The 13726-nt window shown below is 73.5% G+C and carries 11 protein-coding genes; 2 read left to right on the top strand and 9 right to left on the bottom strand.

Going from position 1 to position 13726, the window contains the following annotated elements:
• Window position 1 precedes the first annotated feature (1 nt).
• The 9 genes from ABZX65_RS31545 to ABZX65_RS31505 form a co-directional block, all read right to left on the bottom strand.
• On the bottom strand, window positions 2-970 hold the full coding sequence (locus ABZX65_RS31545; protein ID WP_355347738.1) for an endo alpha-1,4 polygalactosaminidase: 969 nt from the start codon (window positions 968-970) through the stop codon (window positions 2-4).
• Window positions 967-1653, bottom strand: a complete 687-nt coding sequence (locus tag ABZX65_RS31540; protein WP_355347735.1) for a spherulation-specific family 4 protein — start codon at window positions 1651-1653, stop codon at window positions 967-969. Before ABZX65_RS31540 ends, ABZX65_RS31545 begins: the two co-directional genes overlap by 4 nt.
• Window positions 1650-2612: an NAD(P)-dependent oxidoreductase gene (locus ABZX65_RS31535; protein ID WP_355347732.1), complete on the bottom strand. Its 963-nt coding sequence runs from the start codon at window positions 2610-2612 to the stop codon at window positions 1650-1652. The genes ABZX65_RS31540 and ABZX65_RS31535 overlap by 4 nt, the downstream gene beginning before the upstream one ends.
• A 6-nt stretch (window positions 2613-2618) precedes the next feature.
• A complete protein-coding gene (locus ABZX65_RS31530; RefSeq protein WP_355347729.1) occupies window positions 2619-3332 on the bottom strand; it encodes a sugar phosphate nucleotidyltransferase in 714 nt (237 codons plus the stop codon).
• Window positions 3333-3421: 89 nt separating this feature from the next.
• Entirely contained in the window at window positions 3422-4423 is a 1002-nt protein-coding gene (locus ABZX65_RS31525) for a GDP-mannose 4,6-dehydratase (protein WP_355347726.1), read from the bottom strand.
• Window positions 4424-4514: 91 nt separating this feature from the next.
• A complete protein-coding gene (locus ABZX65_RS31520; RefSeq protein WP_355347724.1) occupies window positions 4515-6248 on the bottom strand; it encodes a hypothetical protein in 1734 nt (577 codons plus the stop codon).
• Window positions 6245-7846, bottom strand: a complete 1602-nt coding sequence (gene pelF, locus ABZX65_RS31515) for a GT4 family glycosyltransferase PelF (protein ID WP_355347721.1) — start codon at window positions 7844-7846, stop codon at window positions 6245-6247. The genes ABZX65_RS31520 and pelF overlap by 4 nt, the downstream gene beginning before the upstream one ends.
• A gap of 159 nt (window positions 7847-8005) precedes the next feature.
• The gene (locus ABZX65_RS31510) at window positions 8006-10186 is read right to left on the bottom strand and encodes a hypothetical protein (RefSeq protein WP_355347718.1); all 2181 of its coding nucleotides are present in this window, start codon (window positions 10184-10186) and stop codon (window positions 8006-8008) included.
• Between the two features lie 414 nt (window positions 10187-10600).
• Window positions 10601-11428, bottom strand: a complete 828-nt coding sequence (locus ABZX65_RS31505; RefSeq protein ID WP_355347715.1) for a peptidoglycan-binding protein — start codon at window positions 11426-11428, stop codon at window positions 10601-10603.
• A 718-nt stretch (window positions 11429-12146) separates the two neighbouring features.
• Here ABZX65_RS31505 and ABZX65_RS31500 point away from each other — a divergent pair.
• Together ABZX65_RS31500 and ABZX65_RS31495 are read left to right on the top strand one after the other, a co-directional pair.
• Window positions 12147-12335 carry a hypothetical protein gene (locus tag ABZX65_RS31500; RefSeq protein ID WP_355347712.1) on the top strand — a complete coding sequence of 63 codons (189 nt, stop codon included), beginning with the start codon at window positions 12147-12149 and terminating at the stop codon, window positions 12333-12335.
• A gap of 729 nt (window positions 12336-13064) precedes the next feature.
• On the top strand, window positions 13065-13598 hold the full coding sequence (locus ABZX65_RS31495) for a hypothetical protein (protein ID WP_355347709.1): 534 nt from the start codon (window positions 13065-13067) through the stop codon (window positions 13596-13598).
• Window positions 13599-13726: the final 128 nt, after the last annotated feature.

Raw genomic sequence — 13726 nt, 5'->3', positions numbered from 1 at the left:
CTCAGCAGGGATCCCGCCACGCGTCCAGCGAAAGGTGCTTCACCATCGAACTGAGCCCCAACTTCCTCGCCTGAGAGCAGAACTGACCGGTCTTCAGCTTGTACTCGACGTGGAAGACCGGCTTGTCCGCCGCGATGAACGGCGCCATTTGCGCACACTCGTCGTACTGCGCGCACTCCTCGTTGACCGCGAAGTCGAAGTACCGCACGAGCGTGGCCACCTGGCCGACGTCGTTCTTCAGACCGACGGCCAGCCCACGCTCGTGCGCCAGGTCGGCGATCATCCGGTTGTACGTGATCTGCTGAGCGGCCGTCAGCGGAAAGCCGGTGGTGTTCGCGTAGCCGTCCATCAGGTCGGGCTCCACCGCGTCGAAGCCCTTCTCGCGGCACATGTCGAAGCGGGCGGCCATCAGCGGGCGCAGGACGTCCACCCGGCGGATGTCCAGCCAGCGTTCGCCGTCCCAGCCGTCGCCCTCGCCGCGCACCGAAGCGGGGAATTTCCCGCTGTCGGGGCGGAAGGACTCCCACGCCCCGACGTTGATGTAGCAGATCACCTTGCGCCCGGCCGCGTGCAGCGTCCTGACCACCTCGGCGCCGTTCTCGAAGCCGTCGATGTCGTAGACCGGTACGTCCACCGAGGTGTCGACCGTGCCGCTGAGCTGCCACTGCCAGGGTGTGCGGGCGCGCGGATGCCAGTACGCGGGCGCGCCCCGCCCGGTCGCCGTGTGCGTGGGCGTACCTTCCGGGGCGCTCGCCGGGCCGGTCGTGGCGGGGCTCGACGCGGCGCCCTTCGCGGGCCCGGACGCGGTCACCGAGGGACTGCCGCCCGCCGTGCCCCCGCCGTCCGTACCTCCACCTCCACCTCCGCCACCGTCCCCGTCGCCCGACGACGAGCAGGCCGCCAGCACGAGCAGCAGGGCGGCGGTCACCGTGCGCACGGTGAGATTCAGCGCCTTACGGCGGGCGGTCATACGTTTCCTCCGATCGGGACGGGCGCGGTCCGCCACGGATTGGGCGGCAGACCGGGGACCGCGCAGCGCACGGCCGCACCGCGCAGCGCCGCCAGCCGGGCCGCCCGCCCCGCGAGACCGTCGGGCACCCCGTACACCAGATGGCAGAACCGTTCGGCCGGATGCCCGGCCGTCCAGCGCGGCACGCCCGCGCCCTGGTAGTCGTCCCAGGTCCCCTCGAAGGTCACGAGCAGGTCGCAGAGACGGGCGTAGCCGGGATCGGGGTGCACCCCTGGATTGAACACCACCGTCCGCGCCCCGCAGAGCCGGGCCGTCCTGGCCAGCCACCGGTAGTACGGGATCCGCCGCGCGTCGGACGCCACCCGGTCGAAGAACACGCCGTCGGTGGCGTACCAGGCCCGGTGCCTGCGCAGATCGCGGTAGACCGTGTGCGCCGGGCGGGCCGCGTAGTCGGTGTCGACATAGCCGAGCACCGGCGCCCCGGCCTCCCGCAGCCGCCGCGCGGCGAGCGTGTACACCGGGTCCGGCCGGTCGCCGGGACCGTCCGCGGCGTTGAGCACCACCCCGTACAGGGCCGGTGCCGCGTCCTCCAGGGCCCGCCACGCGGCCGGGTCCACCGCCGGGTGGACATACAGCGGCACGAGCAGCGAGCCCGCGGAGGGCGCGGGGGAGCCATGGCTCACGGTGAGATCCTGACCGGCTCGCCCGGCACCGCCGCCCACAGGGCGGTGAGCGCGTCCCGCAGCGTCCGCGTGGGCTGCCAGCCCAGCGCGTACGCCGCGAGCGTGATGTCCGCCTGGTGCCAGGACACCCCGGCCGAGCGCTCCGAGCCCCGCCCCGACTCCTCCAGCCGGCCGGTGAAGCCGCTGACCGAGGCCAACTCCGCCGCCAGCGTGCGCACTTGGGTCGCCTCGCCCGAACCGATGTTGACCACGGGCGGCACCGAGCCCGGCGCGGCCACCGCGAGGGCCACCGCGTCCGCCACGTCGTCCGCGGCGACGAAGTCGCGGTACGCGGCCAGGCTGCCGGTGCGCACCACCCCTTCGCGCGGCGCCTCGCGGAAGGCGGCGGCCAGCCTGCCGGGCAGCCCGGAGGTCGGCGAGCCCGCGCCGACCGGGTTGAAGACCCGCAGCACCACCGCGTCCAGGCCCGAGCCGGTCACGGCGAGGGTGCCCGCGAGCTTGGCCGCCCCGTAGACGCCCTCCGGCCGGGCGGGCGCCGACTCCGCCAGCGCGGCGCCGGGCTCCGCCGGTCCGTACTCGGCCGCCGAGCCCAGGTGCACCAGCCGCGCCGACGGAGTGGCGAGCGCCATCGCCTCGCACAGCGTGGCCGGCCCCCGCGCGTTGGTCGCGCACAGCGCGCTGGCGCGGCCCGCCACCACGCCCGCGCAGTCGACCACCGCGTCGGGGGCCAGCGCGGCGAGCCGCCTGGCCAGGACGTCGACCGGCACGGTCGCCAGGTCGGCCGCCAGATCGAGTCCGGCGCCGCCCTTCGGACCGCCCCGCGTACCGCCCTTGGCGCCGTCCCCCGCGCCCCGCCCGCCGCGCAGGATCCGCGCACCGGGCGTCCGCTGGAGCCGCGCGGTCACCCGGGAGCCCAGGAAACCGCCACAGCCCAGTACGAGAATCCGCGTCCGCGTCATGTCCCCTCACGCCCCCTTGAGCAACAGGCCGCGACGGCTGCTGAATTCGGCGTTCGCCCGGTCGTAGTCGTCGGGGCGGCCGATGTCGAGCCAGTAGCCGTCGAAGTCGAAGGCCCGCGGCTGCGCACCCGCGGCCAGCAGATCGAGCACCACCTCGTCGAAGCCCAGCGGCAGACCGGGGGTGTAGCGCAGGAGCGTGCTCCGGGAGACCCCGTACACCCCCATCGACACCCGGTAGTCCATGCTCGGCTTCTCGGTGAAGGCGACCACCCGCCCGTCGTCGGTGCTGAGCACCCCGAAGTCGATGTTCACGGTACGGGCGTAGGTGGCGATGGTGAGCGGCGCGCCCGTGCCCCGGTGCTGGTCGAGGACAGCGGAGAAGTCGAGGTCGGTGAGCACGTCGCCGTTCATCACCAGGAAATGTTCGGGGAGTTGGTCGATCATCGTGAGCAGCGGGCCCATCGTGCCCAGCGGACTGTCCTCGGTCACGTAGTCGACCTCGATGCCCCACTGGGAGCCGTCCCCGACGTACGCGCGGATGATGTTGCCGAGGTGGCCGATGGCGATGGTGCAGCGGCGGAAGCCGAAGCCCGCGAGCTGGCGCATCACGATCTCCAGGATCGCGTGGCTGTCGCCGATCGGCACCAGCGGCTTGGGCAGCGCGGTGGTGTACGGCCGGAGCCTCACGCCTTTGCCCCCGGCGAGAATGACTGCGTGCATGGTGGTCCCCCCTGCGGTTGGATGTCAGCGGTTCTCTGCTGCGATGAAAGTGGTCAACAGGTGCCCGGCGCGGCGCTGATGAGGCGGCGTCAGACGTTGTACGCGGTGGTCTTGTAACGGGCCAGGTGGGCCGGGTCGCGGAAGAAGTCGATGGTGTGCGCCAGCCCGTCCTCCAGGCTGTGGGCCGGTCGCCAGCCGGTGGCCTCGCGCAGCCGGGTCGCGTCGCAGACCAGCCGCATGACCTCGGAACCGGCGGGCCGCAGCCGCTGCGCGTCCTCGCGCACCAGCAGCTCGGTGTCCATCAGCTTGCCGATCAGCCGCACCAGGTCGCCGACCGAGATCTCGCCGCCCGTACCGGCGTTGAAGGTCCGGCCGACCACCTTCTCGGCGGGCGCGGTGCCGACCGCGAGGAAGGCCGCGGCGGTGTCCTTGACGTAGCTGAAGTCCCTGGTCGGCCGCAGGTCCCCGAGCGTCACCTCCCGCTCGCCCGCCGCGACCTGGCCGATCACCGTCGGGATCACCGCCCGCATCGACTGCCGCGGCCCGAAGGTGTTGAACGGCCGCAGCGTCACCACCGGCGTCTCGAAGCTGGCGTGGTAGCTGTCCGCCAGCCGGTCCCCGCCCGCCTTCGACGCGGCGTACGGCGACTGCGTGACGATCGGGTGGTCCTCGGTGATCGGCACGGTCCGCGCGGTGCCGTACGTCTCGCTGGTGGAGGTGTGCACCAGCCGCGGGACGCCGAACTCCCGCACGGCTTCGAGGACGTTGAGGGTGCCGGACACATTGGTGTCCACATAGCTGCGCGGCGCGCGGTACGAGTACGGGATCGCGATCAGCGCGGCCAGGTGGTAGACGGTGTCGCTGTCGGCGACCAGATCCCGTACGGAACCGGAGTCGCGGACGTCGCCGAGGACCACCTCGACCCGGTCCAGCACGTCGGGCGCGAGCACTTCGAGCCAGCCGTGGGACGAGAACGAGTTGTACTGCACCATCGCGCGGACGCGGCGCCCGGAGGCGACCAGCGCCTCCACCAGGTGCGAGCCGATGAAGCCTTCCGCGCCGGTGACGGCGACGGGTGTCTCGGTGGACACGGATGAATCTCCTTCTGCGGAGGGTCGGTTGGAGTAGTGAGGTCGGAGGTCGGTGGTGTGGGGCGCGGGTGTGCGCGCCGCGGACGCGGGGTCAGCGGTGGGTGGTCACGCGGCCGGTCATCGTGAAGGCCGCCGTGAGCAGGACGGCGGCGGCTCCCGCGCAGACCAGGCCGAGTACGGTCCCGGCCGTCGCGGTGTGCGCCGCCAGCAGCGCGACGGCCGTCAGGACGGCGGCGGCGAGCACGTAACTCCCCGTCCACGCCCGGCCGCAGGACTGGAGGAGCAACGACAGCCACAGCGTGCCGCCGAGGGCCAGCAGCACCGACAGGTGCGCCGGGTTCCAGGCGGCGGCGCCGGGCACGACCGCCGCCTCGACGGCCGCGAGCGCGGCCAGCGCGACGGCGTAGAGCGCGAGACAGCCCGCCAGCACGCGCCACGACCTGGCGAGCAGCCGCTCGTGAACGGTCGTCCCGCGCAGTGCGGTCAGACACCGGCTGCGGAAGCGGAAGAGCAGCCATTCGGCGACGCCCATGCTCACCGTGAGCGCGGCCACGAACTCCCCGGTGAGCGCCGCCGCGACCACCAGCGCGCCGCCCGCGAGCCCCGCCATCCCGTGCGGCAGCGACAGATACGGCGACAGGCCCTTGGCGTCGGTGACGCCGTCGTCGGCCCGCCACAGCAGCCGGGCCGCCTCCGGCAGGGTCCGGAGCGAGGAGACGAGCCCGGTGCGGGTGCCCGTACCGGGTCCGGCTGCCCTGCGGCCGAATCGGCCGGGTGTGGTGGGGGTGTCCGTGCCGGGTCCGGCTGCCCTGCGGCCGAATCGGCCGGGTGTGGTGCGGGTGTCCGTATTGGTCATGGCGGGCCCGCGGCCGAACCGGCTTGCGCGAGCGCGCAGTTGGGCGCCGCGGTCGGCGCGCACACGCTCGCGCCAGGGCGCGCGCGGCGGCTTGGCGGGCCCGCGCTCGGGCGGCTCGCCGGTCAGGGCGGTGCGCAGCGCGGTGGCGAGGGCCGCCCCGCCGGCCGCCGCCGCGGTGGCGACCAGGACGGCGGCGACCGCGGGCGACGGCAGGCCGCCGGCCCCGCAGGCGACCGCGACGGCGAGCGGCGTCAGGACATAGAGGAGGGAGCGCTCGCGGCCGAGCACGAGCAGGACGGTCGCGGACGCGACGTACACCGACTGGCCGGCCGCGAAGGCGAGGGCGGAGAGATGGCCGGGGCCCGCGACGGCCGCGGCGGCGGCGCCGGCCAGGCAGGCCCCGACCGCCGCGCCGGTGACCAGGCAGCGCGCGGCGGCCCGCGGTCGCTGGGCGAGCAAGTGCAGGTGCGCGCGGTGCGCGAGCGCCTGGTTCCAGCCCCACCCGCACAGCGCCGCCGCGCCCCACGCGGCGACCGCGCGGGACACCCCGAACGGCCCGTCGTCGCCGCCCGCCCAGCGCCCGCCGAGCACATAGGCGACGCCGGGCAGCGCGAAGGTCAGGCCACGCAGTACGCAGCGCCACACGTCGACCTGCCACGGGTCGTCGGCGGGCTCGGGCTCGGGGAAGCGCCGCGGCACCGTCTCGAACAGCTCCCGCGCGAGCGAGAACAGGTCCGGGTGCCCGTAGCGGCCGGTGATCTGCTCGTCGGTCAGCCCCTCGGACTCCAGGACCGCCGCGATCTCGTCGGGGTGCACGGCCGCCGAGCACGCCGCCGACAGCCGCTCCGCCAGCTCCGCGACCGGGTCGCCGACCGCCCAGGACGGCACCCGGCGCGGGCGCGGCAGCTCGGGCAGCGCGGCCATACCGCCGCCCGCGACCCTGCTGAGCAGGGACATCGGCCCGCTCACCGGCCGTCCCCGACAGCCCGCACACCGACGACTGTCACGTCATCGGCGTTCTCAGCGGCGGCTGTTGACAGTCCATCAGCTGCGGCGTCCGCTGAACCCCCGTGCCAGACACGGGACATCCAGGTGACACCGCCGTAGATCTGCGCGCCGCGGTCCTCCACCCGGCTCAGTCCCGTGTAGATCCCCCGGAAGGCGTCGATCGTCTGACGGAGCGTGAACTGGTCGATGACCCGCAGCCGCGCCTCCCAGCCCATCGAGGCCCGCCGCGCCGGATCGCGCAGCAGCTCGACCGCCGCCCGCGCCATCGCCTTCGGATCGCGCGGCGGCACGACGAGACCGGTGTCGCCCACGGCCTCCCGTACCCCGCCGACATCGGTCGACACGGTGCACCGCCCGCAGGACATCGCCTCGATGAGGGTGAAGGGGAAACCCTCGCTGATGCTGGAGAGCATCACGACCTGCCCGGCCGCGTACGCGGTGCGGATGTCGTCCACCCGACCCTCGAAGGTGACCGCGTCGGCCGCGCCGACCGTCGCCGCCAGTGCCTCGCACCGCTCGCGGTACGCCTCGCCGCCGCGCGGAGTGCCGCCGAAGATCCGCAGCCGCGCGGCGGGTATCTCGGCCCTGACCAGCGCGAAGGCGCGGATCAGCGTCTCCAGGTCCTTGATCGGGTCGATCCGCCCCGCCCAGGTGAGCGTCGGCACCTCCGGCTCGGGCCCGGCCATCGGGAACGCCCCGGGATCGACTCCGTTGTAGACGGTACGGATCCGGTCAGGCGCCGCCCCGCCGTGCTCCTCCCACCGCCGGTTGTAGCGGTTGCCCGGCGTGATCAGCGCGCTGTTGCGGTACGTCTCGCGCGACAGCAGCCGGAAGAAGGTGAGCAGCAGCGCCTTGACCGGCCAGCGGTACGGGCCCGTGCGGTAGCCGAGATAGCGTTCGCGCTGGTAGACGCCGTGCTCGGTGAGCAGCAGCGGAGTGTCGTACCGCTCGTGCGCCACCAGTCCCGGCAGCGTGGCCAGCCCGCCGCTGACGGCGTGCGCGACCTGACCCGGCGGCGGTACCACGGCCAGCGGGCGCAGCGCGTGCTCCAGCAGATCGATGGCGCTGAGCGCGTCGGCCTGGGTCGGCACCGCGGCCGACACGGTCGTGCCGGGGCGGCGCCACAGCCGGACCAGCGTCCGCACCGCCTCCTCCGAGCGCAGCCCGGCCGACAGCGCGCCCATGCCCGCCCACCCGGCGAGCGCGTACAGCGCGGGTCCGAAGTCCTCGTCGGGCGCCGCGGACCGGCCGCCGCGGGCCTGCGGTTCGTCCGCGCCGTCCTCGTGCAGCAGCGCCCGCAGAAAGCGTTCCCACACCGCGAGGAACGCGCGGCGGTCCCGGCCGCGCGGCGCCCTGCCCTCCGGCGCCTGCCCCCACAGCGGGACCACGTCGAGCCCGGTGACCTGCGCCGGGAGCGGCCAGACCGGGGTCTCGCGGCCGGTGCCCGTCACCGCGATCACCGAGAATTCGACGTCCGGCATCCCCTGGACCAACTGGTCGCACCACACGCTGACCCCGCCGGGGCTGTGCGGATACGTGCCCTCGGTCAGCAATGTCACCCGCGCGGTGCGCGAGGGCGGTGCGCCGAAGATTCTGTGCGTGGAAATGGTGTCCCCCCTGGACGTTCTCGTGTCACGGGGCGCCGGTGACCGTGCGGCGCCCCGGTACCGCGGGCGGGGCCGAGTACGCCCCGCCCGCGGGTGGTTCACTTCCCGGTGCTACTTCCTGGTGTGGTCGCCCGGTCCCACGGGCACGGCCTTGGCGACGCCCTTGGGCACCGGCAGATGGCCGACGGAAGCCTTGATCGTGATCGGCCCGAGCGAGACGTTCAGGTTGACCAGCGCGGGCACCGCGCCGGACGGCAGCGTCAGCGACACATTGCTCTGGAGCACGCCGGGCGTGGTCCAGCCGGACACCTTGCCCGCGTAGGAGCTGCCGAAGGCGGTCGTGCCGAGCAGTTGGGACTGGCGCGTACCGGCGGGCATCGTCGCGGTGATCTGCGTACCGCTCGGCGCGTTGACCGTCACCGCGTCACCGATCCGGTAGGCGGTCACCTGGCCGCCCTTCCACGCCGTGTCCCACGCCGCCCTGCGCTGCAACTCGGTGGCGATGTCCGAGGTCCGCAGGTTGACGGTCGGGGTGCTGGCGGCGAACAGCGACGCGTAGTCGCTGAGGATGCGCTCCAGCACCGGGTAGGCGATGCGGCCCTCCGCGAGGTTGGACTGGTGCATGAAGTGCGGGCGCGGGTTGTTGCCCAGCACGTGCCCGAGGTCGATCTTGGCCTCGAGCGGCACGATGTACGACGCGTAGCCGGTGTCGGTGTCCAACGGCGCGGTCAGACAAGTGGAGTTGCCCGAGGTCGCGCAGGCGCCGCTGCCGCCCTGGGCGGAGCTGGTGTAGATCCAGTTGTACTCGTCGGTCTCCTCCTGCGCCGTACCGGCGTTGTAGAAGACGTTCATCGGGAAGCGCGGCACGGTGACCGCGGGACCGACCTGACGCTGGCCCGGGTCACGGGAGTTGTCGCTGGCCAGGTACTTCACGCCGAGCTGGGTCAGCGCGGGCGCGAGGTTCGGATTGTCGACCGGCTGCTGCGGCAGCACCTTGAGCCCGGAGTGCTCACCGGTCACCAGCTCCTGGTTGTTCAGCGACAGCCCGTGCGAGGCGGCCCAGTTGCGGTTGTCCTGCACCGAGGCCGTGATGTCGGCCTTGCTGACCCACTGGACATTCCCCGAGGCGTCCGTCCCGCAGGCCCACGGCACCACGCTGACGTCCTGGACACAGCCGAGGAAGGGGTGCAGATACGTGTGGTTGACCCAGCGGTAGGCGCTCTTGTCGGCCAGGAGCTGGGTGGCCAGCGGGTCGACGGTGGTGTCGTGGTCGGCCTTCCAGTCCTCGCTGCCGCCGCCGTTGAAGACGAAGTCGAGGGTGAGGCCGTGCGCCTGCGACCACTGCTTGGCGTATTGCGCGTCCGCCGCGGTCATCCGGATCGGATCGGTGTCCTCACCGGTGCCGATCGGGCAGTCCACGTCGCCGGGCGTGCAGTTGAGGGTGGTGTTCCACCGGTCGTCGGCCAGGAAGATGTCGTCGACCTGCACCTCGAAGTAGTTGCGGTCGGCGCCGAGGTGGATGCCCTGGGTCATCCACTCCACGATCCCGCGCGCCAGCAGCCGGAACTGCCGCTGGTACTGGTTGTAGACGAACGGCAGCACCAACTCGCTGCGCCCGTCGTGGTTGTACTGCCCGACCAGCACACCGCGCGCCGAACTGTCCGGAATCGGCGCGTCGACCAGCGTGGTGAAGGTCGCCCCGGCGGCCTGGGTCGCCAGCGGCGTCGCGAGGAAGCCGTAACTCTCCGCCACGTTCGGGTCGTTGTCCTCGAAGGGCACCGCGCCCTTGAGGTAACCGAAGTCGCCCGCGGTGCCCTGCGCCGTCACCTGGCCCTGAATTCCGTCGAGTTGGCCGATGTACCCCGGATCCTGCGCGTAGTTCAGCCCGACGCCGGGCTGCGCGTAGGTGTACGCGTCCACCTGGCGGATGCCGAAGTCCGTCTCGTACGCCGCCAGTGCGGCCATCTCGGCGGAACCCGCCCCGAACGGGTTGTCGTTGGGCAGCACCACCGACTGGAACTTGGCGCGTGCCCGGCCGCTCACGGTGTCGCTGAGGTAGGCGGCGTTGATGGTCGGCCGGCCCGCCTGGTTGAGATCGATCCTCGTGTACGGGGTCCCCGCCCCGTCGAGTTCCGCGGTGATGGCCTGTGTCGCCGGTCCGCCGTCGTCGACGACCAGTACCCTCAGATCGATACGGGGCGGTGTCGCGGCCTGCGCCCCGCTCGGTGCCACCCCCAGGGCCACGAGAACCGCCGCTGAACTGAGAGCGGCAGCACGCAATGCTCTGCCCATAGTTTTCCTCCCCCGGAAGACGGCATGAATCGGCTCAGCGTCTTCCAACTGGCAGCGGCCGAATCCCGGCCGCAATTACGGGGACCATCGTGGGGCACGGTGCGGAGGACTTGTGACCATTCTGCGGAGGTGGCCGGAAGGCAGGGGACACCGAACGGCGTGACGCGCCTGCCCGACCCTTCCCACCTGCGAGTTTTCTGAATGACATGAGCACGGCGCGAAAGGATTATCGACCTGAATGATGAATCATCGCTCGGATTTACGATTTTCTCGACCGTGGTGAGGATCGATCGCCCGCGTGGTGGAAAATGACCGGAAAATGATCGAATCGAATTCCCGGAGAACGAGGGGAATACGCGGGGCGTATAAGGCGCACAGCGGGGGCGTACCGGGGCGAGACCGTGCGGAAAGCGGTTACGGGGCCAATGCGGCGCGAGTGCAGGGGCCATAGACACCCGTGGGGTCACAGGTGATTCCGCGGTCCCGCTGAATCTGCGTCACACCGCGCACGGTGGCGTCGTCGTACACCCCGGTGGGCGACACATAGGTGAATCCCTGCGCGAACAGCAGCCGCTGAAGATCGATCACATCCGATCCGCTGTCACCCGCCCGGAGCGTCCGGGGAGTTGGGGCCGTCGCGCTCGGCGCGGGGGAGTCGCTGGGGGCGGTGGCGGGCGGCGCGCCGGTCACGCTCGACCCCGGCGCGGGGGAGCCGTTCCCGTGCCCGGTCCCGGTTTCCGCTCCGCTTCCGGGCATCGCTGACGGCCCCGCCGGTGGCGTGGCCCGACGGGTCGGATCGCCGTCGGCAGCCGGGGCCCGGCCGGTGTGGCCGCCGGCCGAGGGCAGCGCTCCGGCCGCGTGGCCGGATATCCCGCCGCTGGTCAGCGGCCGGGTGCTGGAGGGCGGGGGAGCCGGCCGGTCGGGCGCCGTCGCGCCGGGCGACTGCGGCCACACCTGCCAGGCGATCACCGCCGCCACCGCGACCGCGGCGATGGACACGGCGCCGAGCAACAGCGGGCGCTCGCGCAGCCGTTCACGTCGGCCGGGCCCGCCACCGGGTCCTGCGGCCGCCGCGCGGCCGGTGTCCTCGGGCCCCGGCACGGGGAACACCACGTCGATCACATCCGGCGGCTGCTGGCCGCCGCCTCGGGACTCGGGTGCCGCCACCGCCGTCGCCGCGCGGTCCGGCCGGTACCGACGCTCCCCGTCCGCTGCCCGCTGCCCCGCCCTGTCGTCTTCCATGTCCATCACCGGTTTCACTCACGCCACTGCCGGATCATCCCCACCCGCGAAAACTTCCGCACCCCAGGGTGCGGTAACAAGGTGGCCCCGCCAAGGGGGCCTTGACATCCGCGGACAAGGGTGAGCCATCGGGGAGCCGACGGGCCGAACCGGTCCCTCGGCGTCCCCTCTTTCGTATCAACAGGCGCAGTGGCACCGTGCGTGATCCACGGTTGTCGCCCGCGGCCGGGCCCGACGCGGCAGAATTATCGTTTCTGCTGCGCGTCCGGCCCGGCGACCGGCGGTGCGGCGGCGCTGCTCAGTACATCGACGGCGGCGGCGGGGGCGGCGCGGGACTCGGCTCAGGCGTCGGCGGCACCGGGTCGGGCGCCGGGCCGGGAGGCACCGGCTCGGGTCCCGGAGGTGTCGGCGTCGGATCCGGCACCGGGACCGGACCCGGGCCGGGGGTGGGACCGGGCACCGGCGACGGGAACGGATCGGGCCCCGGCGTCGGGAAGGGCTCGGGCACGGGGTTGGTCATCGCTGCCTCCGAAGGTCCTGGCGAGGGCCTCTTCGTGATCCTCGCCGACTGGACACGACACGTACCCGGTCATCGCGCGCCTATGCCGCACGCCCCCGCGCGCGCTCCCGTGGGAGTGAACCGCTCCGGCGCCCGCAACTGCGCGCCCACGGCGCGTTGTCTGTCCGGGGGACCGATCCACGGCGGAAGGAGCCGGTGATGGCAGAGGACTGGGAAGACCTTCGGGAACCTGGTGTGGTGCACGTCCTGATCACCGCGCGCGACGAGGCCAGCGCGTATCGCGTCTTCGACGCCCTGGTCGACCGCTTTCCCGCGGTCGGTCCACCTGCCCCGGCCCGCTCCCGGCCCGGCCTCGTCGTCCTGTCCGTCCTCGCCCCCACCGCCTGACGGCTCCCGCCTCAGGGGCGGGCGGTGACCTTCGGGGGCGTCGTGCCTGGTCGCGCCTACGCGGCGGCAGCCGCTCCGTGCCGGGACGTGCCCCGTAGGGGCGCGGGGAACTGCGCGGCCGGCCCCCACCGGCGGGTGGTCCGGGGACGACCAGAATGCCCCTTCGGGGCGGGTGGTGACGTGCGGGGGCGTGGTGGCTGGTCGCGCCCGCGCGGCGGCAGGCGCTCCGGGCCGGGTCGTGCCCCGTAGGGGCGCGGGGAACTGCGCGGCCGGCCCCCACCGGCTGGTGGTCCGGCGACAACCGAACCGTCCCTTCGGGGCGGGTGGTGACGTGCGGGAGCGTGGTGGCTGGTCGCGCCCCCGTGGCGGCAGCCGTACATCGAACGCGGCCCCGCGCACCTCACGGCATGGCCTTGCGCAGGGCCAGGGCACCTCGCGGCGGCCTTGGGGAACCGCGTTCCGCGCGGTGCGGGGACGGCGGCCGAATGGCCCATCGGGTGTTTGGGGGTGCGCGCCCGGCCGACGGGATGAGGTGTCACCCGGATGGGTCGGAGGCCGGGGACGGGGCGGGCGGGGACAAGGGGGCGCGGCGATAAGGGGGTTGGGAGGAGCCGGACGGCCGGAGGCGACGGCAGGGAAGGCGGACAGCGACGGCGCCGGGTTGGGTGGGGGGCGTGCCGGTCCCCCCATGAGCGGTCGCCAGACCGCCCCGGTGCGTGGAGAGACCACATGCGCTCTGGACGTGCCCCCGGACGGACAACGGCCGCCCTCGTCGCGGGGACGGCGCTCGCGCTGGCCCTGGCCGCACCCGCCGCGCGGGCCGACTCCGACCTCACGTCCTTCGGCTTCGGCGTCTCGCCGACCACGGTCGTGCCCGGCGGGAAGGTCACCCTCACGGCCACCGACTGCGCCGGCCAGGCGACCGCCTCGGCCCCGGCGCTCTTCGGCGACGTGACCCTCGGCAAGGGCGACGGGTCCGGGCAGGTCGCCACCGCCACGGTGGACGGCGAGGCCAAGCCCGGCGCGCGGTACGTCGTGACCTTCACCTGCGGGAGCCAGCGGGGCACCGCAGCGCTGACCGTCGCGGCCGGTACGACGTCCACCGGTACGAAGCCCACCGGCGCGGTGCGGACCGGCGCGGTGCGGACCGGCCTCGGCGGCGATGTGTCCGCCCCGAACGCGCGGGAGATCCTGGCGGGCGGCGTCCTGGTCGCCGCCGCGGGCGTGCTCGTCGTCCGCCGCAGACGCGCCGCCCGCGGCTGACGGCGTACCGCCGCCCGCGAGGCTCCCTCGCGCGGTCGTCCACGCGCACCTGACGCGCATCCCCACGGAGCCCCGACTGAGTCCTGCACGGGCGGCCCGTACGAGCGGCCCGTACGAGCGGCCTGCAC

It is taken from the genome of Streptomyces sp. NPDC003300 (assembly GCF_040610915.1).
GTDB lineage: Bacteria > Actinomycetota > Actinomycetes > Streptomycetales > Streptomycetaceae > Actinacidiphila.
This window is presented reverse-complemented; position numbering and strand designations above follow the sequence as displayed.